19 protein-coding genes are annotated in these 21,845 nt (G+C 36.0%); 7 read left to right on the top strand and 12 right to left on the bottom strand.

Annotated elements, in window-relative coordinates:
- Nucleotides 1-42 precede the first annotated feature (42 nt).
- The 4 genes from ACK4R1_RS12440 (at nucleotide 43) to ACK4R1_RS12425 (ending at nucleotide 3,561) form a co-directional block, all read left to right on the top strand.
- Nucleotides 43-1,005 (top strand): D-2-hydroxyacid dehydrogenase, encoded by a 963-nt coding sequence (locus tag ACK4R1_RS12440; RefSeq protein ID WP_409687480.1) that lies wholly within the window; start codon nucleotides 43-45, stop codon nucleotides 1,003-1,005.
- 141 nt (nucleotides 1,006-1,146) lie between these two features.
- Nucleotides 1,147-2,667 (top strand): DUF4394 domain-containing protein, encoded by a 1,521-nt coding sequence (locus ACK4R1_RS12435; protein WP_409687477.1) that lies wholly within the window; start codon nucleotides 1,147-1,149, stop codon nucleotides 2,665-2,667.
- Nucleotides 2,668-2,790: 123 nt separating this feature from the next.
- Nucleotides 2,791-3,213: a DUF6146 family protein gene (locus tag ACK4R1_RS12430; RefSeq protein ID WP_409687475.1), complete on the top strand. Its 423-nt coding sequence runs from the start codon at nucleotides 2,791-2,793 to the stop codon at nucleotides 3,211-3,213.
- 27 nt (nucleotides 3,214-3,240) lie between these two features.
- Entirely contained in the window at nucleotides 3,241-3,561 is a 321-nt protein-coding gene (locus ACK4R1_RS12425; RefSeq protein ID WP_409687472.1) for a DUF6787 family protein, read from the top strand.
- A 52-nt stretch (nucleotides 3,562-3,613) separates the two neighbouring features.
- On the opposite strand, the gene folE is transcribed toward ACK4R1_RS12425, so the two are convergent.
- A complete protein-coding gene (gene folE / locus ACK4R1_RS12420) occupies nucleotides 3,614-4,285 on the bottom strand; it encodes a GTP cyclohydrolase I FolE (RefSeq protein WP_409687469.1) in 672 nt (223 codons plus the stop codon).
- 154 nt (nucleotides 4,286-4,439) lie between these two features.
- On the opposite strand from folE, the gene ACK4R1_RS12415 reads away from it, so the two are divergent.
- The 3 genes from ACK4R1_RS12415 to ACK4R1_RS12405 are packed head-to-tail and all read left to right on the top strand — an operon-like array spanning nucleotide 4,440 to nucleotide 7,561.
- Nucleotides 4,440-5,099 (top strand): ABC transporter ATP-binding protein, encoded by a 660-nt coding sequence (locus tag ACK4R1_RS12415; RefSeq protein WP_409687466.1) that lies wholly within the window; start codon nucleotides 4,440-4,442, stop codon nucleotides 5,097-5,099.
- A 4-nt stretch (nucleotides 5,100-5,103) separates the two neighbouring features.
- Nucleotides 5,104-6,804, top strand: coding sequence for an LIC_10190 family membrane protein (locus ACK4R1_RS12410; protein WP_409687463.1), 1,701 nt, complete (start codon nucleotides 5,104-5,106; stop codon nucleotides 6,802-6,804).
- Nucleotides 6,797-7,561, top strand: a complete 765-nt coding sequence (locus ACK4R1_RS12405) for a TIGR02757 family protein (RefSeq protein ID WP_409687461.1) — start codon at nucleotides 6,797-6,799, stop codon at nucleotides 7,559-7,561. Before ACK4R1_RS12410 ends, ACK4R1_RS12405 begins: the two co-directional genes overlap by 8 nt.
- Nucleotides 7,562-7,633: 72 nt before the next feature.
- On the opposite strand, the gene ACK4R1_RS12400 is transcribed toward ACK4R1_RS12405, so the two are convergent.
- The 11 genes from ACK4R1_RS12400 to ACK4R1_RS12350 form a co-directional block, all read right to left on the bottom strand.
- Complete coding sequence (locus tag ACK4R1_RS12400; protein WP_409687458.1) at nucleotides 7,634-8,941, bottom strand: amidohydrolase; 1,308 nt, start codon at nucleotides 8,939-8,941, stop codon at nucleotides 7,634-7,636.
- Nucleotides 8,942-8,951: 10 nt separating this feature from the next.
- Entirely contained in the window at nucleotides 8,952-10,205 is a 1,254-nt protein-coding gene (locus ACK4R1_RS12395; protein WP_409687456.1) for a DUF418 domain-containing protein, read from the bottom strand.
- Nucleotides 10,206-10,211: 6 nt separating this feature from the next.
- A complete protein-coding gene (locus ACK4R1_RS12390; RefSeq protein WP_409687453.1) occupies nucleotides 10,212-11,945 on the bottom strand; it encodes an amidohydrolase family protein in 1,734 nt (577 codons plus the stop codon).
- Nucleotides 11,946-11,963: 18 nt separating this feature from the next.
- Nucleotides 11,964-14,057 (bottom strand): S9 family peptidase, encoded by a 2,094-nt coding sequence (locus tag ACK4R1_RS12385; RefSeq protein ID WP_409687450.1) that lies wholly within the window; start codon nucleotides 14,055-14,057, stop codon nucleotides 11,964-11,966.
- 35 nt (nucleotides 14,058-14,092) lie between these two features.
- Nucleotides 14,093-15,268 carry a DUF1624 domain-containing protein gene (locus ACK4R1_RS12380; RefSeq protein ID WP_409687447.1) on the bottom strand — a complete coding sequence of 392 codons (1,176 nt, stop codon included), beginning with the start codon at nucleotides 15,266-15,268 and terminating at the stop codon, nucleotides 14,093-14,095.
- Nucleotides 15,269-15,281: 13 nt separating this feature from the next.
- Nucleotides 15,282-16,628, bottom strand: a complete 1,347-nt coding sequence (locus ACK4R1_RS12375) for an MFS transporter (RefSeq protein WP_409687444.1) — start codon at nucleotides 16,626-16,628, stop codon at nucleotides 15,282-15,284.
- Nucleotides 16,629-16,639: 11 nt separating this feature from the next.
- Nucleotides 16,640-17,578 (bottom strand): NAD-dependent epimerase/dehydratase family protein, encoded by a 939-nt coding sequence (locus tag ACK4R1_RS12370; protein WP_409687441.1) that lies wholly within the window; start codon nucleotides 17,576-17,578, stop codon nucleotides 16,640-16,642.
- Between the two features lie 64 nt (nucleotides 17,579-17,642).
- Complete coding sequence (locus ACK4R1_RS12365; protein WP_409687438.1) at nucleotides 17,643-18,158, bottom strand: nuclear transport factor 2 family protein; 516 nt, start codon at nucleotides 18,156-18,158, stop codon at nucleotides 17,643-17,645.
- Between the two features lie 23 nt (nucleotides 18,159-18,181).
- Nucleotides 18,182-18,940 (bottom strand): hypothetical protein, encoded by a 759-nt coding sequence (locus ACK4R1_RS12360; RefSeq protein ID WP_409687435.1) that lies wholly within the window; start codon nucleotides 18,938-18,940, stop codon nucleotides 18,182-18,184.
- Between the two features lie 218 nt (nucleotides 18,941-19,158).
- Complete coding sequence (locus ACK4R1_RS12355) at nucleotides 19,159-21,081, bottom strand: histidine kinase dimerization/phosphoacceptor domain -containing protein (protein ID WP_409687432.1); 1,923 nt, start codon at nucleotides 21,079-21,081, stop codon at nucleotides 19,159-19,161.
- 3 nt (nucleotides 21,082-21,084) lie between these two features.
- Nucleotides 21,085-21,825 carry a LytR/AlgR family response regulator transcription factor gene (locus ACK4R1_RS12350; RefSeq protein ID WP_409687430.1) on the bottom strand — a complete coding sequence of 247 codons (741 nt, stop codon included), beginning with the start codon at nucleotides 21,823-21,825 and terminating at the stop codon, nucleotides 21,085-21,087.
- Nucleotides 21,826-21,845: the final 20 nt, after the last annotated feature.

The following is a 21,845-nucleotide window of genomic DNA, read 5'->3' as shown; positions in this document are numbered from 1 at the left end:
AAAAAACATACAACATACAACTTTATAACATAGAACAAAAAAATGAAAGTATTAGCCAACGACGGAATTTCAAAAAGCGGAATTCAAGCTTTAGAAAAAGGTGGTTTTGAGGTAATAACAACCAAAGTAGCGCAAGAGCAAGTTGCGAATTATATCAATGCCAATAACATTTCGGTGGTGTTGGTTCGCAGTGCCACTAAGGTTAGAAAAGATATTATTGATGCTTGTCCGGGATTGAAAATCATTGGTCGCGGCGGTGTTGGTATGGACAATATTGATGTAGAATATGCTCGTAGTAAAGGAGTTCACGTGATCAATACTCCGGCTTCTTCTTCAGAAAGCGTGGCTGAATTGGTGTTTGCTCATTTGTTTACCGGCGTTAGATTTTTACATGATTCGAACAGAAATATGCCTTTGGAAGGCGATACCAATTTTGACGGTTTGAAGAAAGCGTATGCTAACGGAATTGAGCTAAGAGGTAAAACTTTAGGGATTATTGGTTTTGGAAGAATTGGTCAGGCTGTAGCTAAAATGGCGCTTGGTTTGGGCATGAAAGTCATTGCTGCCGATAAATATGTGGACAAAGCGGAAGTGAAAGTGGATTTTTACAACGGTCAATTTATTAACGTAGAATTTGAAACGGAACCTTTAGAAGACGTAATTAAACATTCTGATTTTATTACGCTGCACGTTCCGGCGCAAGATGGTTATGTGATTGGCAAAGCCGAATTTGAACTGATGAAAGATGGCGTTGGGATAGTAAACTGCGCACGTGGCGGTGTGATTGATGAAGTGGCTTTGGTAGAAGCTTTGGATAATAATAAAGTATTGTTTGCCGGATTAGATGTCTTTGAAAACGAACCAACTCCGGAAATTCAAATCTTGATGCATACAAAGATTTCATTGACACCGCATATTGGTGCGGCGACTTTAGAAGCGCAAGACCGAATTGGAACTGAATTAGCGGAACAAATTATTAGTTTGCTGAAATCGGAGAAAGTATAATAAATCAAAATATATTTTGAGCCATGCTGAAAAGTGTGGCTTTTTTATTTTTCTAAATTTAGGAATAAAAAAATGTAGTAAATTAAAAAACCAAGTCTGATTTCATCTCGTAAATGACGAAAACAAAAAACATTTATCATTATGAAAAAAGACAAAATTAATTATCGAATCGCCTCGTTTTTACTAATGGCTTCTTTGGCTACGACTACAATTTCTTGTAGTGATGATGACAATAACAGCAACAATACTGTTGAAGCTCCAAATGTAAATTTTACTGCACTAACCAACAACAATGTTATAGTGAAGTACAACGCACGAAACTTGACCTCGCCAATTTCAACTACGCCCATCACAGGTTTAGCCGGTAGCGAACAAATTGTCAGTATTGATTACCGACCGGCAACCGGACAATTATATGCATTAGGTTCGTCAAGCAGACTCTATTTTATCAATGAAGAAAGTGGCGCTGCAACTGCGTTAGGCACTGCTTCATTTTCTCCGGCTACTAGCGGAACAAATGCGTCTTTGGATTTTAACCCAACGGTTGACCGAATCAGATTGGTTACAGCATCGGGACAAAATCTACGTTTGCATCCTGAATTAGGGACAGTTGTCGCAACCGATATTGCTATTGCCGGTAATGCAAATACCAGAATTGGTGCAGTAGCTTATACCAACAGTATGGCCGGTGCTAGTTCAACTACTTTGTATGACATAGACTTTGGAGAAGACAAATTATACATTCAAAACCCGCCAAACGATGGAGGATTACAACTTGTAGGCGATTTGACCATCGATTTTGAAGGACAAGGAGATTTTGATATTTTGGCAGACAACAGTCAAGCTTTGGCTGTAACCAATAACAACAGTATCTCAAAACTATACACTATTGATTTAACTAATGGGAAAGCAGTTGATGTTGGCACTTTTGGATTGCAAGTAATCAGTTTGGCTTTCAAAACTAATCCGGTTGCGTTTGCAACTACAGCTGACAATTTACTTTACCGATTTAATCCAACCAGTCCAATGATCAATTCGGTTGCATTGGCCGGACTTTCAAGTGGCGAAACTGTAGTCGGATTAGACTTCAGACCGGCTACCGGAACGCTTTACGCAATTACAAATCAGAGTAGATTGTTGACTGTTAATACGGCTAATGGTCAACTGACTCAAGTTGGCACAAGCTTAACACCTTCACTTTCAGGAACATCATTTGGATTTGATTTTAATCCGACCGTAGATCGAATCAGATTAGTTAGTGACACAGGCCAAAACCTAAGATTACATCCAGATTTGGGAACAGTTGTATTTACAGACGGGAATCTTAATCCGGGAACTCCGGTAGTAAATGCTGGTGCTTATACCAATAATTTTGCAGGTTCAACTACTACGGCTCTATTTGTCATTGATACTTCAACAGATATGCTTTACCTTCAAAACCCACCAAATAACGGAACTTTAGTGTCCGTTGGTTCACTTGGTTTTAATGTTGAGACAGCTAACGGATTTGATATTGGCGGAAGTAGTAATGCTGCTTTTGCCTTATTTAGAGTAAATGGTGTAACTTCTGTTTACGCAATCAATTTAACAACCGGCGCTGCTACAAAAGGAGCCGACATAAATATCCAAGCTACTGCAATGGCAGTAGGTTTAGGTTTTTAATTATTTTTAATTTGGGTTAGTTAAAACCTTGTTACGGCTAAAGCTGTGACAAGGTTTTTTTTAACATATTGATGGCTTCAATATTAAGCTGTTTTGAGTAATTTTATTTAAAAAATTAAAGCGATGAAAACATTGATATCATTACTGCTTGTATTATTGGCTGTTATAGGTTGTAACAGTAGTAAAAACATTGCTTCAAATGATATAAGCGCAAAAGTTTCCGATACGGTTAAAATTGCCAATGAAGAACTAGAATATGAAGTCATCATTATTGATCCGGGATTTAGTTCTTGGGTTGCCAGCAGAGCCAGACCAAGAGGTTATTACTCTGAGAGTTATTTGGAAAATAAAAATCAGTTGTATGTAATGGAATGGAATTCCAGAGCTTTACAACCACAACGTTATAACAATTTATACCAAATGAGAATAGACTATGATCCGTCAATTCGTTATGGTTATGAAGTTAATTATTTAATTTTCAACTATTTCGTTTATTTTCAAGTCACCTATAATCAGCGATTGGGCGGCATTGTTCCTTTTCCATAAACTGTTATATTTGTAGAAAAATAGTTTATGGCGAGTTTTAAAGAGCGATGGAATATTAAATCAAATTGGCAAGTCTTTGTCATTTTAGTAGTTTTTGCTGTTACCGGCTCGTCATCTGCATTACTTTCCAAACCTGTTTTAGAATTATTTGGTATTGTAAAAGGTGACGTTTCCAATTGGATATACTATCCGTTATACATCATCCTTATCTTCCCTATTTATCAAGTCTTATTGGTTAGTTTCGGATTTATCTTTGGGCAGTTTACTTTCTTTTGGGCGTTTGAAAAGAAAATGCTCAAAAGTATGGGTTTGGGTTTTTTATTTTCAGATAAAAAAAATCCCGAGTAAATTAACACTCAGGACTTTTCACCAAAATACTCAACTTATTTTAACTAAAATTCTACTTTTCTTTATTGATTAAATGGAAAAAATCATTTCTGTTTTCTTTATCCATAAATATCCCGCCATACTGAATGGTTGAAGTGTAACTACTTTCATCTTGAATTCCTCTGCTTGACACACAAAGGTGTTTGGCTTCTATGACAACAATAACGCTTTCAGTTTCCAAAACAGACTTTAATTCATTGAAAATCTGCATAATCAAGCGTTCCTGAACTTGCGGTCTCCGCGAATAATAGTCCACAATTCTATTCAACTTTGATAAACCAATCACTTTTCCGCTGGAAACATAGCCAATGTGAGTTTTGCCTACGATAGGCAGAAAATGATGTTCACAAGTAGAATTGAAACTAATATCCGCTTCAACCAGCATTTTATCATATTTATATGAATTATCAAAAACCGATATTTTTGGTTTGTTCGCAGGATTTAAACCGGAAAATATTTCTTGGATAAACATTTTGGCTACGCGATGCGGCGTACCTCTCAAACTGTCATCAGTCATGTCCAAGCCCATTTCCTCCATTATGCTATGGAAATGTTTTTCGATGACCTCCATCTTTTGCTTATCTGACTTAATAAATGCGTCGGGACGCAAAGGTGTTTCTGCAGAAGTCATTTGATGATTGTCACCTATCAATTCAAATAATTCTTTTTCAATGGGCGTGTTCATAAGAATTAATTTTTGTTATTTTGTTTAACAAATGTAATGAATAATTAAACAAAATAATTTTCTTAACATAACTTTATTATTTATTCAATCATAAAAAAAATTGATATCAAGCATTAAAAGAAAATACTTTGTTACTTTGTGAAAAAATCAATTAATGATTATTGCCAAAAACATTCACAAGTACTACGATAGTTTACACGTTTTAAAAGGTGTTGACTTACACATAAAAAAGGGGGAAATTGTTTCTATTGTTGGGGCTTCCGGTGCCGGAAAAACAACTTTACTGCAAATTCTAGGAACACTTGATAATACTGCAAAATTAGATGGAACTTCGCTTGAGATAAATAGCGAAAACGTATTGAAAATGAATGACAAAGCTTTATCTAAGTTTAGAAACTTACACTTGGGCTTTATCTTTCAATTCCACCAGTTATTGCCTGAATTTACGGCTTTGGAAAATGTATGTATTCCGGCCTACATTGCCGGCAAAGAGAAAAAAGAAACTGAAATTGAAGCCCAACGCTTACTCGATTATTTAGGCTTAGCCGAAAGAAGCCATCATAAGCCTAATGAACTTTCAGGCGGTGAACAACAACGGGTTGCCGTAGCTCGTGCCTTGATAAACAAACCGGCGGTAATTTTTGCCGATGAACCTTCCGGAAATTTGGATACAACTTCTGCAGAGAATTTGCACCAATTGTTTTTTAAGCTAAGAGAAGAATTTGGGCAAACCTTTGTCATTGTCACACATAACGAAGAATTAGCCAACATGGCTGATCGAAAACTCATTATGAAAGACGGCTTAATCGTTTGATAATATGACGCTTATTCTACTTAGCTGGCTGTATGTTTTTTTTACTTCAATTGTGGTTGGAATAGGCTTTTCAAAGCTTTTTCGAATTCAATCTTTAACTGTAGTTATTACTAGTATTTTAGGTTTATTTGGAATTACACTACTGGCAAGTTCTTGGGCTATTTTTGGTCCCATAAATGTTGGCTTTCATTTTTTTTTGCTAATCCTTTCGCTTGGGTTTGGATTTGGTTTTAAGACCGAATTAAAAGAAATCATCAAAAGCACATTACTTCAATTCAATACATTTTCTTTATCCATAAAAATACTTTTTGGCATCAGTAGTTTATTGATTTTGGCACAAAGCGCCACTTTACCTTTTATTGTTGACAACGAAACCTATTATATCCAAACCATCAAATGGCTCAACGAATACGGATTTGTTCCGGGTTTAGCCAATTTACACTTGTTTCTCGGACAAACCAGCGGTTGGCATATTACACAGAGTGTTTATTCGTTTTCATTTCTTTACGATAGCTTGAATGATTTGAACGGATATTTGTTCTTGATGGGAAACTTTTGGGCATTTCAAAAGCTTCACTCCTATTTTTCCGATGGAAATCGAATGGATTTGGTTTTTGGACTATTGCCTTTGGCTTATGTTTTTCTATTCCAATTCATCAGCGCGCCATCACCTGATTTGGTAGTATACTTCATCGGATTCATAATATTTTCGTTGTATTTGGAATTACAACTAGACTTCAAGCTAGAAAAATTCAGTATCATCACAGCATTAGTACTCTTTGTAATTTACAATAAAATCACGGCAGTTGTGCTATTGCTTTTGCCGCTAATATTTTTTGTGAAATACGCTGCGTTGCTGAAAAACCAACTCATTCGACTTCAACTTTTAAGTGGATTAGTATTGTTTCTTTTTTCAGTAAAAAACATACTGTTGACCGGTTATCCTTTTTATCCTTTAACTATTTTCCCTTATTCAACTGCCGATTATTTGGTTCCGAATAAAATCATGGATTATTTCTTCAGCCCGAAGATGATGCATTCTTTTTATATGCCTTTTGGTGATTTTGAAGATGCTTCTTTTATAGAATTTCTGAAGAATTATTTTTTACAAAGCGGAATCGATGGCATCTTTGGTTTAACTACGATATTATTGGTAATTGTTTCGCCATTCCTTTTTATCAAATATTATCCCAAACAAAGCGTTCGCGATATTTATGTTGTCTTTGTCATCTTATTGGCATTGCTTACTTTTAGTTCACCACAATATCGTTTTTATCTTTATTTCACGATTTTCTTCGGGCTTATTTTCCTTTCGATTTTATTTACCAACAAGAAGCTCATTCTTGGATTAATTAGCCTGAGTTTGATTGTGATTACTGCTTTGGTTTTTGTGCCAATGTCATTCAGTGCCTTGACTCAAAACAAATTATTGTCAAACAACAATACATTTCAAACAAAGAATTTTATTTTACCGGAACCAAACACTAAAGAAAAGTTACATTATATAAACCTAAGAAAGGGAAATCTTGACTACTACTCGCCTACCGAAACACCTATTTTTTGGATTACCGGAAAAAGTGACTTGCCTTGCGTAAGCAAAGAACAAATGGATTATTTTGAAACTTATTTTCATGTCATTCCACAATTGCGTGGTGAGACTTTAAGTGAAGGTTTTTATGCCAAAAAAGTAAAAGCTGATGACTAAAACTGAACTTAAAGAATTTCTGGATGAAAAGGTCGCATTATACAACAATCCAAAGTTTATAGAAAGCGACCCGATTCAGATTCCGCATCAGTTTTCTTTGAAAGAAGATATTGAAATTTCAGGTTTTCTAACGGCGACAATCGCTTGGGGTAATCGCAAGATGATTATCAACAACGCCAAGCGCATGATGGATTTGATGGGAAATTCACCTTATGACTTTGTGATGAATCACCGAGATTATCATTTGGAAAACTTAGCACCGTTTGTACACAGAACTTTTAATGGTAACGACTTCAAAACATTTATTATTGCTTTGCAAAATCTCTATCAAAATCATGGTGGATTGGAAGCAATATTAACCAAAAATCAAGAAGAATTTTCAATGCAACCGGCGATTTCAACTTTTAAAAAGTATTTCTTCGAAGTAAATCATTTACAGCGAACAACCAAACACATTTCTGACCCGATGCAAGGTTCGGCTGCCAAACGAATTAACATGTATTTGCGTTGGATGGTTCGCCAAGATGCTAATGGTGTTGATTTTGGACTTTGGAAAAATATCCCAACCTCAGCTTTGTCATGTCCGCTGGATGTTCATTCCGGAAATGTCGCTCGAAAACTCGGATTACTTACTCGAAAACAAAACGACGGAAAAGCTTTAGTAGAACTTGACAATGCGCTAAGACAACTAGACCAAAACGATCCGGTAAAGTATGATTTTGCCTTGTTTGGTTTAGGCGTTTTTGAAGGGTTTTAGGATAAAAAGCGCTTCACCATATAGATTCCTGAATCAATTTCAACTTATATGCTATGTTTCAACAGTGTTGATTTATTTCTTATACAAATCTATATAATCAAAAACCAAATTACACAAAGCATTCATTCCGGTAAGGAAAGCTGTATCTTCAATGAGAAATTGAGGTGTGTGATGAGGCCCGACAGTATCAGGATCTTGTCCTTTTTTCATGCCACCTACAAAGAAATACAAACCCGGAACTTTTTCTTGGTAGAATGAAAAATCTTCGGCTCCGGTTACGGCAGGCACTAAATTAACATTCGCTTTTCCAGCAGTTTTTTGCAAAGATGGCAGCATCGCTTCAGTCAAGGCAATATCATTAAAAGTTACCGGATTATAAGACGAATACGGTAATTTTACCTCAGCCGTTGCTCCTGCAGCTTCTGCCGTTTTAATAGCGATTTGCCTAATACGTTCGAATATCAGCTCTTCATCATCTTTGCTGAAAGTCCGAATCGTTCCTAACATTTCGACTTCTTCTGAAATAATATTGTGGCGATTACCGCCATGAATCGAACCAATAGTGACTACGGCCGGATTATGAGTAAGTTGGACATTTCGGCTCACTATTGTTTGCAAACTATTAATAATTTGTGCCGAAACCACAATTGGATCAACAGATTGCCATGGATAAGCACCGTGAGCCGGTTTTCCTTTTACAGTGATTTTTACGTCTGCAGAAGACGCCATAGTTCCTCCGGGATGATAGTTGATTTTACCTACTTCTGTTCCGGCGCTCAAGTGCAATCCGAAAATGACATCGACTTTTGGATTTTGTAAAACGCCTTCTTTAACCATCAATTCTGCGCCACCTTCTTCTCCTACCGGCGCACCTTCTTCAGCCGGTTGGAAGATAAATTTAACTGTTCCTTTCAACTCTTTTTTCATTCCTGAAAGGATTTCGGCTACGCCCATCAAAATGGCTACGTGTCCGTCATGTCCGCAAGCGTGCATTACTCCGGTTTCTTTTCCGTTATAAGTGGTTTTTACTTTTGAGGCGAAAGGCAAATCGTTGTTTTCTATTACGGGCAAGGCATCCATATCAGCTCTCAAGGCAATCACCGGTCCGGGTTTATCTCCTTTTAGAATACCAACAACACCTGTTATTGCAACCCCTGTTTTTACTTCGATGCCTAAGGATTGTAAATGTTTGGCAATAAGCGCTGCTGTTCTAACTTCACGATTTCCGAGTTCGGGATTTTGATGAATATCATGTCGCCAAGCGATTACTTTTTGTTCTATTTGAATGGCTTTTTTGGCGATGAGTTCGCTATAATTGCTTTTTTGAGCTGTGGTTATCTTGAAACACAACAATAATGCAATAAGGACTACTTTTTTCATGTTGACTAATTTATACTGAATTTGAATTCACACGGAATACTTGTCGCTTTTTATAGGTCAAGGAACGCCAAAACCATTCTATCGGTCCATAATGAAAATATTTCAACCAAACGGTACTTAAAATAATTTGGAAAACAAACACCAAGATAGCAAAAATTGTATAATAAAACGGCCCGACTTGTCCCATATAACCCAATCCGGCACCCAGAAAAACAAAGTTCCCTATCAAAGAATGCATGAAGTAATTGCTAAAAGCCATTTTTCCAACGGGAGAAATCAAAAGTAATAATTTGTGTCCGATTTTGGTATGAAAACTCAACATCAAAATGCCAACATACGCTAACGACAAAGGAACAACACCAATAGCATAAAAAATGGTTTGATACCATCCATTAATTTTTAAACCAAAATAAGCACCGCCCGGAGCTGACATGTATTGCGCCATTTGATAATTAGCCGGCAAGCCTATTAACAAGCCAAGAGCAATAATCCAATAGACTGTTTTTTTATTTTGAGCCAAATTCTTGTAAAAATCAGAACGCCCTAGAACGTAACCTATCAAAAACATACCAAGTACTTTTGGTATGCGGCTTACGAAGAATAAATAACCATAACGATAAAAGAAGCCACTGATATTACCTATTAGATGGTCAAACCAACTGCCGTTTTGTAAAAAATCATTATAAGAAGCTTCGCTATTAATGCCTAGAAATTTTTCTTCTAATTCAACTCCGGCTTGATAAGTCATTTGAGCCGGTAAATTGAGTACCGGAAAAGTCATTTTTAACCAATACAAAAGTATCGGAGATAGAATAAGAATCGCTCCTGTAATCAGTAAGGTTTTATTGGAGAGCTTTCTCAGCGGTAATAATATAAATCCTAATAACGCATAAAAAAAGACTATGTCTCCGGACCAAATAAGCAAATGCAAGGCGCCAAATAACATCATAAACAAAAGCCTTCTTTTGATGGTTGGTAGCGCATCAACCCCATTAGCCAATCCACGCTTGATTTGCAAAGCAATTCCCCAGCCAAAGAGTAAGCTAAAGATGGAATAGAACTTACCTTCAATAAGCATGTGGTGCAAAAAACTCATAACATCATCAGCACCTTTAACTACCCAAGGACTAACCACTTGAGCATCGTCATCAAAATGACTAAATCCTCCGAGATTGGCAATAAATATCCCAAGAATAGCAAAGCCACGCAAAGCGTCCATAAAGATTTCGCGTTCTTGTGTTTTTATTGGTGTTATATTTTCCATTTATTTTTACTGAATAAAATAGACCTTCTTAATTTTTCCGTTTTCTATGTGATAAATGGCTACGGCTTCAATGAATTTATCTCCAAATTGAACGCGTTCTTTATCAATTACGATGTTGCCTTGCACAATCCGTTCTTTTAATTCACAATGCAAATTGGTTACCGATTGGAACATTGCCGCGTAACCTTGGCGCATCATTTCTTTTCCTTTAGATTGTAATTCATTAGGATAATTATAGATTTCAACATCATCCGCATACGGTTCTAAAAAAGCCTCAATATTTCGAACATTATAAGCATTCAATTGTCTTTGAGCCAAAGCTTCCGGTGTTTCCGGAATTAAGTCGGCCGGATTAAAAACTACGCCGCGATTGATGACACGGTTGATTTTAGCAATATGTTCTAAGTTTTCAATGGGATTGTTATCCAATAAAATCAAGTTGGCTTTTTTGCCGATGCTAATGGTTCCGAATTCATTTTCTTTGTTCAACACTTTAGCACCGTTAATTGTTGATGCTTGAATGATTTGCCAGATGCTCATTCCGCTTTTCTGCATGGCCTTTAATTCGGCTAAATAAGAAGAAGCATGTAAAGTGCCAATATTGCCGGCATCGGTTCCTGTGGCAATGATGACGCCGGCATCGGATAACTTTTTCAGATTTTGCATGCAGATTGCATTGTCTTTAATAACATCAGCCAAAAATGCTTCCGAATTAATTCTCCGTTTATAATTATTGATTAGCAAAGTATCGGGCAGATGCCTCAAATCGAGCAAAGAGCCTAATTGATAAGAATCGGATTTTAATAAATCATGATGGGTAAATTGTATTTTTTGTCCAAAAGTGTTGACATAACCATCATGCACAATTAAGGTTGGACAAAGAATCGTTTTGTTCTTTTTGAGCAATTGGACAAAATCGTCTTTCAACAATTCATCTTCTACGCTATGTACCAAAAAGTCGCAACCAACCTCAACGGCCAATTGGGCTGTAATTCTTTCCGTGGCGTGAACTGCCACTTTGAGTTTATGTTTGTGAGCTTCCTCTATTATCGCTTTGATGATAGGTAAATTCTTTCTGGCGCTGGCTTCAATACCGTCTTTGTCTCTAGCTGTAATGTACCAAATTTTAATAAAATCAGGATTTAACGGCAATTGATTTTGCACCATTTTAATGCCATCTTCAACGGTTTTAACCAAATTAAAAGGTTCATCTTCCTTTAAATTTTCATAGACTGATGGCTCATATGTGGTGGCCAATGGACCTGTCATATAAACAGTTGGTGCAAAATCTTTAGTTGCGAATTCTTTTCTTTGTTTTAAAAAACTATAGGTCGCTCCAACATCGATTACAGTGGTAATGCCATTTTGCAAATACCGGCGTAATTTGTCTTCCATAGTATTATGCGCCAAGTCGATTTCCTTATTGTAAGGCATTTCAGTTCTAAAATCAATGGCATCCGGACGTGTATATAATCCTCCATTTTGAAAGAAATGAATGTGCGCATCGACCAATCCAGGAAATAAAAACTTGCCTTTGCCATCGATTACTTTAGCATTTGCTGGAATTTTTATTTTATTACTAGGTTGAATATTTGAAATCAAATCCTTAGTAACAACCACGGTTTGATTGGGAATTAATTTTTGCTTTTCTACATCGGCAATTGTTACATTAGTAATGTAGGTTTGTGAAAAAAGCGCATTGCAAGAAATTAACAATACGATGTTTAATAGTCTATTCATAAGTCTATAATTAATGTGTTATTTCAAATACGTATTCAGCCAATTCAACCATTGCTTATGGGTTTCCATTTGGGTAACCGGATCAGTAGCATTGTGTGCCGGAATTGGCCAACCTATAAATTTGGCAACAGTTCCATTGTCTATCAACGAATGGTATAGTTTATAGGATTGGGTAACCGGTACTCTTGGATCACCAACATTGGCTAAAATAAGTGTTGGTGCTTTGATGTTTTTAGCTTCAGTTATGGGTGATTGGGCGATATATTTTTTCATGTTATCTCCCACATAAGGCGAACCCCCAAGTGCTTCACCACGAGCAATATTATTATCACTAAAACTATATTGATCTACCCAATCTGTTACTGCTGCTCCGGCTACTGCTGCTTTCCAACCGGTGTAATGTCCGGCGAGCCAAACAGTCATAAAACCACCATACGACCAACCGCTTACGCCTATTCTATCAACATCTATCATTCCGGTTGCTTTGAGTTTATCTAAACCAGCCATAACATCTCTTCCCGGTCCGGCACCGGCATCTTCTACAATGGCAACTTTATATTCACTGCCTAAATTATCACTTCCTCTGTAGTTGGGTTCAAAAACAAAGTAACCTTCATTGGCAAATACTTGCGCCAGTCTCGAGAACTGTTCGACAGAAGCCGAATTTGGACCACCGTGAACTATCAAGACCAAAGGGTATTTTTTTCCTTTTTCATAGTTGGTTGGATATGTCACTATACCACAATGCTTCCAGCCATTATTTTCCCATCGGATGGTTTCGGTTTTGCCAAAAGTCATTTTACTCACTTCGCTATTGTAGTCGGTTATGGCTATCGGTTTTGATTTGGTTGAGGCCATATAATACAATTCAAGCGGTTGGTCGGGTTCTGAAGCTGTGAAGACTAGTGCACCGGTTTTGCTGACTGATGCGCCAATCCAAAAACCCCATGATGGACTAACATTCCCCAAATCAAGTTTTGTTGTTTTACCGTCTAATGTCATTGTCCACAAAGAAGTTTTATTATCGTCATGACCACCAACCAACAAGGTTTTGTTATCCGACATCCAAGCGGAGAGATACAAATCTCTGTTTAATTGAGTTGAAATAGGCCTGCCTTCGCCACCATTTGCATTGGTTAGCCATACTTCGTTTATATCCGGCATAGCACCGCCTTTTTTATACCAATAGGAAATTTTACTGCCATCAGGTGAAAAATTTGGATATCCTTCCCATTTGGTTCTGGTAGTTAAAGGTTTGTAGGTTCCATCAGCAAGGTTAAGTAATTGGATACTTCTATGCATGCCATCACCGGAATAAGGAGATACTGTTTTTACAAACAAAATAGACTTGCCATCGGGTGACCATGAAAACGGAGAAGATGGCGCACTTGGTGGAATAATAAGTGGCAAAGTCCAATCGCCATCCGTTAGTCTTTTACTTTCAAGAGTATTGGTGTTGGCCAACCAAATATGCGCTGGCAACGGTTGGCTTCCAACAAACATGTCGTTATTGGTGATTTCAAAACCCGTAAATCCTTTTTCGATTTCCTGCTTGTTTTTAGCTTCATTAAGAGCGGCATAAGCAATATCAATTGAATTCGGACTCCAAGCAAAATGCTGTACGCCTTTGGGTGATTTGGTAACTTGCTTTGCCTCGCCACCAGACATGGAAAGTACAAAAATTTGATTGTTGGCTTCCTTGCCCTGACCGATTTTGGAAATAAAAGCCAATTGTTCTCCATTGGGCGACCATCTCGGACTTGAAACCGTAAATCTATCTTGTGAAGTAAGCGTTCTTTTTCTGCCTAATGCGATGTCTATCAATACCAATTCGGCATTGTATCGGTTTAGCGTATAATCAGGTTTGGATACTACGATTACGACACTTTTACCATCAGGAGATAATTGCGGATCTGAGATGTTGACAAACTTAGCGTAGTCTGCTATTTCAAATTTCTTTTGAGCAAAAAGTTGAAAAGAAAATAGATTTATCAAGACGATAAATACGAGGATTGTTTTTGTGTTTTTACTCACAAAGAACAAATTGTTTTTTTGGTGTTCGTGACCCGAGCCGCCTTGGCGGGGAATTGACGTAGTAATCTTCGATTTCATTTGTTTAGAAGTTGGTTTTTATTTTTAAGTTTGCTTTACAAATAACTGAGCCACCATTTTTCTTTATGGTTTTGTTTATAAGCATCAAATTTTTTACACAAAGGATAAAGTAAAAGAATCACTAAAATCCATATGAGATAAACGGTAACCAGGTTAAATCCATAGCCTTTTAATGCTTCTACTCGGGTGACGAATGTTGGCATTGAAACCATAATTTGCCATCCATAGCCCGAAAACTCAGCGGCTAATATCGCAAGCAAATGAATCAAGTAAAGGTGAATGATATAATAGAAGAAGGGAACTCTACCGAAGATACAAAAGAAATTAATTACTTTCCCTTTTAATTTTTCAGAATTCGCCAAAAAAAGAAATGAGCAACCTAATGTCATCAGTAAATACAATAACGATGGAGGATATTTACTGATGTTAAAAATAGACATTAATGTTTTGGAAGTATCACCATAATTGGTCCATTTTACGGGATCGCCATAAGTATTGAAGGCAATTAGAATAAAGAAAAGTGCAATACTGCCTATTCCCAAACCATTTAAAATTCGGATTCTTTTTTTAGCCTCAAACGAACTGTCATAAAGTGACCCGAAGCAATAACCCAAAGACATTACCGCAATCCAAGGCAATAATGAATAGGCAAAAACAATAGTATGACCTGCAAACTCAAATTTTTGACGTTCGTGAAGCATTGCCCATAAAACATTACTCTCGAAATGAATGTTGTCGAGCAAATTGTGTCCAAAAATGATTACCAAGCTAAACCCCAAAATCACTGTTTTCGGAAGATGAATTAGTCCGGCCAAAACAATCATGCTAATTCCTAATTGCCAGATCGTTGCCAAAGTAATATGAGTAAAGTTAATATCAAATTTCCATGCGAAAGAAATGATTATTACTTCGACAAAAACCAACCATAGGCCGCGCTTGAACAAGAAGCTTGACAATTCAGAAGGTGATTTTCTTTTACCAATCATAAACGCTGAAGTCCCAGCTAAGAAACTAAAAGCCGGCGCACAAAAATGCGTTATGAATCTCGTAAAAAAGATTGGCCATGTGGTTTGCGTTGGATCAGTCGCATCAAAAAAGAATGCTGAATAATGGAAATAATCTCTAACATGATCTAGTGCCATGATAACCATTACTAAACCTTTTAGGAGATCGATGGATTGTATTCTTTGTTTTGTTAGTGATGATGACATAATCAATAATGAATTATACCTTTACTAAAGTTAAATTTGCTTTTGTTTGCACATCCTTATTTTCTAATCGGACAACACTTTTTACTTGCTGATTAATATTTAAAAATTGCAATAGCAGCCAAGCTAATGCTATAAAGAATGCAAAGACAAAAAGTGTAATTTCCCAACTAAAATTTTCCTTTATTGGGCCAATTAATGCTGCTAAAGCAATTCGACCAAGGTTAGCAATGGTCATATAAAGTGTGAATTGGCTTGCTGAGACTTTTTTCCAACAACATTGCATAGCGATGGCAAAAAGACCTATTGAAGCAAAGACATTCATTATATTAAATAGTAGCATAAAGCCATAAATAAAAGTAGCGTTAATCCAATAAGATTTTATAAAAACTAACGTTAAGGTTGAAGCTACCAAACAGAAAAAATAGATATTCATCATGCGCTTCTTCCCGAATTTATCAATCAAAAAGCCACCTATAACCATACCGCTAATTCCTCCTATCAATGTTGCTGTTGCGTAAACTTGGGAATAATCAAGGTTAGTCCAGCCTAACTCTGTTACCGTAAAAATAGGAAGCAATACATCCAAGTAGTTATAAGAACCTTGCGTTATGAATGCTATTAAAGCAAGTATTAAAGAATTTCGCAAACTAAAAACACTGTATAATGATTTGAGAAGAGCAGTCCAATTGGTTAGTTGCATTTTTTTATTTTCTATTGATGCTGTTCCAGCAGTCCAAGGCACTATTTTTTCGTCTTGTCTTTCTCTTAAAAATAATGGAACTAACATAATAATACCAATCATTGTGGCAAGCGTGAGTATAGAAACGGTAAAATTGTATTCGTTTAACAACCAAGTTCCCAAGGCAAGCGTAGTAGAAATAGCAACCATTTTTGAACCCCACATTAAACCATTAGCACGAGCTTGTTGGTCAATCGGAATAACATCAACCGCCATTCCATCAGTAGCTACATCCTGAAAGGCACCAAAGAAAGAAACAATAAAACCTGCAATCATAAATTGGTTGAGATTATTTAATGGATCGGGAACATAAGCCATATAAATACAACTTACAATTAAACCTATTTGACCTAAAATCACCCAAGGTCTTTTTCGTCCCATTGGTAAAAAGGTATAACGATCCATCATTGGCGCTACAATAAATTTAAAACTCCAAGGTAGTCCGCAAGCAACTGCAAAACCGGCTATTTCTCCGGGAGATTTGCCATTCATTGCCATCCAAGCCGGAATGCCGTAAAACAACATTCCTTCGGGAACGCCTTGCGCAAAATAGAGAGCGATGAAATTGAAGTATCGAAGAAATGTGTTTTCTGAAAGCGATGGCAAAGTATTGGTTCTCATTTGTCGCATTTTTAGTTCGAAAAACTGTTCAATGTTTCTTTTGCCGGTCGAAATTGTATTCCTAAATCCCTTTTGGCTAAATCATTTTTATAAACAATTTTTGCACTTGAATGGGGTTCTCGCCCATTCAGCATTTCGTATATATCAGATACTTTATACGTTTCACTACTAAGTAAATAATCCTTTCCGTGTAAACCTTTAGTTCTAGTAGCTTTAAAAACTGCTTGAGCAACATCGGCTACATCTATCATGGCAAAAGGCACATCGTTTTCGTATAAAAATTGAATAAAATCATTCGGAGCGATTTTGTTTTTGATTAAAAATTGTAATCCGCTTGAAGTTGAATCTTCTCTGTCAGACAATGCCTTTCCCATCACGGCTACCGGAGAAACAGAAGTTATTTCGAAGGATAATTTTGGATTGTTTTTTATAAATTGTTCCACCACTTGATTCGCGATGAATTTGGCTTGTGCATACGGATGACTTTCTTTGCTAGTAAATCTTGCATCGGTTTCGTCAAAAGTGTCGTAGAAATCGTTTCCGTTTGCAGGTAAAGGAAAATTAGTATTCCATCCGGCGACTGAAGCGATTAAAACTACTTTTTCAATTCCGGGTGTTTTATTAATTACTTCCAAAAAGTTTATGGTGCCATTAATTGTTGGATTAAATAATTCTGTTTCTGCATCTTGAAAGTCTAATAAGAAAGGCGTTCCACCGTGAATAACGTAATCACAATCGGTTACAAAATCTTGTAATTGGTTACTATCCGTAACATTCAATTCACTGATGTATAAGTTTTCTGTGTTTTTTAAGTTCATCAAATGTTGGTATTTATCTTCCCGACTAATATCAGTTGCGGATACTTTAACTTGATAACCATTTTCTAAAAACACTTTGGTGATATGGCTTCCAATGAAACCGGAACCACCAATGATGCCTACTTTCTTCATTTTTAATTCGATTAAAAAAAAACCTACATGATTTTTGACGTCATGTAGGTTTCTGAATTAACAATTATTTCTCTGATACTGTTTCCTGAGTTTTAGCTGGTGTTTCCGGTTGTTTCATAAAATCCTTGATTATCTCAGAATTATTCCAATAACCGTATTCTTCTACAATTTTACCGTCTATAAATCTTGCCGTAGTATGAAACGGAATTTGGTATACTTTCCCACTCGATTTTAGTGTTCCTTTCCACAATCCCCAAAAGTTCACCCAAGTTTCTTTTTTATCGGTGACTACCATTTCATATTCTTCTTTTTCTACTGCGTAATTGAATAAAGCGGCATCTTCTTTATTGGTTTTAATAACTTCTGCCAAAAGCACTCCTTTTTCTTTAATGACGTTATTGGCAATTTTGGCGGTATCAGCATAATGACTTGAAAATTCGTCCCATTTTTGGGTTTTATAAGCTTCCATTAATTTTTTATACGAATCGATTTCAGGTGATTGTTGTGTGTAACGTTTTTCATTGTTACAAGCGCTTAAGGAAAGAACTATTGCCAGTCCTAATAGAAATATTTTTTTCATGATTTTAACTGTTTTATTGATTATTATTTTTTAGTCGTATAGCCTAAATCCGGGCGCATATAACCTGTTTTAACGTCATATCTTGCACTAAGCAAAAAAAGTTCATTGAATTTTGTTTTCCATGCATCTCCTAAAAGCTTCTCATTTTCATCAGAAGTTTTTTCGTAGTCTTGAACATCTTTTGCCGAAACTGCTGCCATATAGTATTCTCCTATTGTCCCAAAACCACTGTGATAAATTCTGTAATATTCTTTTGAACCTTTAGAAGCAAATAAAGCTTTGATTTCTTTTAATTTATCAGCTACAGCTTTTGAGTTGGCTGGAGTAACATAAAAATAATGGTACTTTCTGTAGTTTTGTCCTTCTGTATTTACTGTCAGTCCATTTGGCATATAAGACAAATCACTCATCAATTCAACCACATAACTGCCGTGTTTATCATAACATTTGTTGAAGCGTTCCCAAATTGCGGCCAAATTGTCTTTTCCCATTTTTTCAGCCAATACAGCAAAAGTGTTAGTGTCTAATTCAGCCATATTAGCAATCGGAGCAATAGATAAATAAACGCCGTTGTCCATTCTTGCGGCATTCCAATCACTGTTTTGGATCTTGTACTTTTTACAAGCGTCAACGAGTTCTTTGGACGTTTTTTCGTATTCTGCTTGCATAGCCGGTTTTACATGATCTTCATGCACCCAATACAATTGGTTTTGCGCATTAGATGAAAAGGTTGCTACTATCAGAAATAGCATCAGTAGCATAGTTTGGTTTACTGTTTTCATGATTATTTGTTTTTGTTAGTTGTATAGAATCAGCTATTAATTCTACATCTAAGTAACAGTTAATCAATTAGAAACAAAAACAAGTTAGGACGAATGGCACTAAATTATGTCCGAAGCAGCAGATTTATTTATCGGAACTAAAAAAAGAAAATAGATAAGAGAGAATAGATTTAAGAATCTGGAGTTTATAAGTCCAAAATTCGTAATTCGTAATTTATTTAAGCAGCCTTCAATTTAAAGTCAAATATGATTGCGGTACCGTTTTGGCTTTCTTCCCGCATAGTGCCGTTTAGTTGGTTTGTAAGTAAGGTAACCAATTGCCCGCCAAAGCCTGTTCCATGCGTGACACCCGATTTTCCGACACCGTTATCAACCACTTCTAAATGGAGAATGTTGTCTTTTTGTCTTTCCATTTTGATGGTAATGGTTCCTTTTTCGCCTTTTGGGAAAGCGTATTTTATGATGTTGGTTAATAATTCATTGATTATTAATCCCAATGGAACTGCGGTGTCTATATCTAAATCGAGATTATCCATCGCCAATTCTAAATTAATGCGATCTTCAGCACCAAAACTATCGAGTATACTTTCGCTTAGGTTTAGAAAATAATCTTTCATTTCAATAGCACCTAGATTGCTTCCTTGATAGAGTTTTTGATGAACTATACCTATCGAATTTACACGATTCTGACTTTCAGCCATAGTGTCTTTGGTATGTTGGTCATCAATTTGCGCGGATTGTAAGGCTAATAAACTCGATACAACTTCCAAATTGTTTTTCACTCGATGGTGTATTTCTTTTAAGAGTAACTCGTTTTCAGCATTGCGTTTGTCTAACAAATTATTTTTATCCTCTAGTTCGTGATTAACCGCTGCCAATTTTAAATTACTTTTTTGCTTGAGCCTTACGTTTCGATAGATTAACAACAATGAAATCGCGCACAAACCTAAAGCCACAATAAAGAAAATTTGTTGGTTGCTCTTTTGTGTCAGTTCTTTTTCTTGGTTTAGTACATTGACTTTAAGTTCGCTTTCGCGTAAACTTCTATCATTCAATTCTTTTTGAGAATCCAATGATTCGGTATAATATTGTTTTTTAAACTTTAAGGCATTGGCTAAATCTCCTTTGGCTTCATAAGTATCGGCTATATTGTTTAAGGCATTGATAGCACTGTAATGATCGTTATCTTTTAGATAAACATCTCGCGCTTTAGCATAACTAACAACTGCTTGATCATAATTTTTTGTTTCATAATCTATTTGACCCAATCGCTCAAGACAATAGGCATAATAAAAATCAAATTGGTAGGTTTCGATCAGTTCAAGTGCTTTTTTAATGTTAATTCTGCCTTGATCATATTTCTTTTCACCTATCTGAAAACCGCCTAGAGACGAGTAGTACCAAATATGACACAACGGTTTTTTGAAATCCTTGAGTATCGTTTTTACCTCATTAAGATAGTAATAGGTAGAATCCGAATTTTTTGTAGCATAAAAATATTGTAATTCGGCATTAATCATATAATATTCTGAAGGATATTTTTTGTAATTCTCTTTGAAAAAAACCAGGCATTCTTTTAAATATTTAAGCGAAAGCTTTTTTTCTGCCTCTAAACCATATAAACCATAGTATAATGCTTTGTCCAATGTCATTCTTGCTTTCACATTAGGTTTGTCATTTTTGTGGATTAATGCTAAAGCTTTTTCAAATAAATGTAATGAAGCTTTTGAATCGCCTTTTTGAAGTTTAATATTGGCCCAAAAAACCAAATAATGGTATTGTAAAATTCTGTTTTCGGTTATTTCAGCATCCAATTCTTCATAGTCAGACCATTGTTTTTTCAATATGGAATCCTTCTCAGCATTTGGAAGTGTGTAAAACTTACTTTTATTCAGTTCCAATTGCAATTGCAACAAAGTATTTCGATGTGTCGACTCGTTTCGATTTAAAACTTTAATGGCTTTAGCCGAATAATAAGCGCTACTGTCATTATTATATTGTGGCATATCGGTAAACCAACTGGCCTTTTCTTTGTATTTATTACTTAAGCTCAAGGCTTCTTTAGCCGATAATTGGTGTTTTGCTTGTGAAAACAGCAACGGAGAAACGATTAGGAGCAGAAATAAAATAAATGGTTTCATTACTTAAATCTTTTGGATGTGAAGTAACAGTTGCTTCTTTAATTCAGCGCTCAATGGAATGGCTTTTCTGGCAATGACCACATGAGTGTTGGCAATTTCATCGATGTGGAATAAATTGACGATAAACGAACGATGAATCCGCATCAAATGATTGACCGTTAATTTTTCTTCTAAATCTTTTAAAGTCGAAACCAGTAAATGCTCTTTGTCTTTGCAGTGGATTTTGCAATAATTTCTTTCTGCTTCAATGTACAGAATATCGTTAATATTGATTTTTACCATTTTGTCATGATGACGCACAAAAATAGAATCACTAAGCACAAAAGGTTCGTCTGAAATTACTTCTGTTGGCTTGTTGTTCTTTTCTTCGGCAACACGAATTATAGTTAATTCAATCGCACGCTGTAAATCGATTTTCTTAAAAGGTTTGGAAATAAATGCGTAAGGATTAGTCGATTTTGCTCGATTGAAATGAGCTTCATCTGAATTAGCCGTTAAATAAATGATAGGAATTTTATACTCGTTCTGAATCAAACTTGCCAATTCAATACCATCCATTTTTCCTTTTAGATTAATATCCATCAAAAGAATATCGGGCACCTGTTGCTTAATGTGCGGAAGTACTTCTTCGGCTCGAGGAATAATTCCGTTGACTTGGTATCCCAAATGATTGAGTTGCATCGAGATATTTGCCGCAATTATCATTTCGTCCTCAACTATCAATACAGATTGCATTGTGTTCATCAACTAGTGTTTAAGTTGTT

The sequence above is a fragment of the Flavobacterium sp. genome (assembly GCF_046293665.1).
Lineage (GTDB): Bacteria > Bacteroidota > Bacteroidia > Flavobacteriales > Flavobacteriaceae > Flavobacterium.
This window is presented reverse-complemented; position numbering and strand designations above follow the sequence as displayed.

Excerpts from the sequence above, each read along its gene's own strand:
- ACK4R1_RS12440 (WP_409687480.1), top strand. The coding sequence starts at position 43 with ATGAAAGTATTAGCCAACGACGGAATTTCAAAAAGCGGAATTCAAGCT.
- ACK4R1_RS12435 (WP_409687477.1), top strand. The coding sequence starts at position 1,147 with ATGAAAAAAGACAAAATTAATTATCGAATCGCCTCGTTTTTACTAATG.
- ACK4R1_RS12430 (WP_409687475.1), top strand. The coding sequence starts at position 2,791 with ATGAAAACATTGATATCATTACTGCTTGTATTATTGGCTGTTATAGGT.
- ACK4R1_RS12425 (WP_409687472.1), top strand. The coding sequence starts at position 3,241 with ATGGCGAGTTTTAAAGAGCGATGGAATATTAAATCAAATTGGCAAGTC.
- folE (WP_409687469.1), bottom strand. The coding sequence starts at position 4,285 with ATGAACACGCCCATTGAAAAAGAATTATTTGAATTGATAGGTGACAAT.
- ACK4R1_RS12415 (WP_409687466.1), top strand. The coding sequence starts at position 4,440 with ATGATTATTGCCAAAAACATTCACAAGTACTACGATAGTTTACACGTT.
- ACK4R1_RS12410 (WP_409687463.1), top strand. The coding sequence starts at position 5,104 with ATGACGCTTATTCTACTTAGCTGGCTGTATGTTTTTTTTACTTCAATT.
- ACK4R1_RS12405 (WP_409687461.1), top strand. The coding sequence starts at position 6,797 with ATGACTAAAACTGAACTTAAAGAATTTCTGGATGAAAAGGTCGCATTA.
- ACK4R1_RS12400 (WP_409687458.1), bottom strand. The coding sequence starts at position 8,941 with ATGAAAAAAGTAGTCCTTATTGCATTATTGTTGTGTTTCAAGATAACC.
- ACK4R1_RS12395 (WP_409687456.1), bottom strand. The coding sequence starts at position 10,205 with ATGGAAAATATAACACCAATAAAAACACAAGAACGCGAAATCTTTATG.
- ACK4R1_RS12390 (WP_409687453.1), bottom strand. The coding sequence starts at position 11,945 with ATGAATAGACTATTAAACATCGTATTGTTAATTTCTTGCAATGCGCTT.
- ACK4R1_RS12385 (WP_409687450.1), bottom strand. The coding sequence starts at position 14,057 with ATGAAATCGAAGATTACTACGTCAATTCCCCGCCAAGGCGGCTCGGGT.
- ACK4R1_RS12380 (WP_409687447.1), bottom strand. The coding sequence starts at position 15,268 with ATGTCATCATCACTAACAAAACAAAGAATACAATCCATCGATCTCCTA.
- ACK4R1_RS12375 (WP_409687444.1), bottom strand. The coding sequence starts at position 16,628 with ATGAGAACCAATACTTTGCCATCGCTTTCAGAAAACACATTTCTTCGA.
- ACK4R1_RS12370 (WP_409687441.1), bottom strand. The coding sequence starts at position 17,578 with ATGAAGAAAGTAGGCATCATTGGTGGTTCCGGTTTCATTGGAAGCCAT.
- ACK4R1_RS12365 (WP_409687438.1), bottom strand. The coding sequence starts at position 18,158 with ATGAAAAAAATATTTCTATTAGGACTGGCAATAGTTCTTTCCTTAAGC.
- ACK4R1_RS12360 (WP_409687435.1), bottom strand. The coding sequence starts at position 18,940 with ATGAAAACAGTAAACCAAACTATGCTACTGATGCTATTTCTGATAGTA.
- ACK4R1_RS12355 (WP_409687432.1), bottom strand. The coding sequence starts at position 21,081 with ATGAAACCATTTATTTTATTTCTGCTCCTAATCGTTTCTCCGTTGCTG.
- ACK4R1_RS12350 (WP_409687430.1), bottom strand. The coding sequence starts at position 21,825 with ATGAACACAATGCAATCTGTATTGATAGTTGAGGACGAAATGATAATT.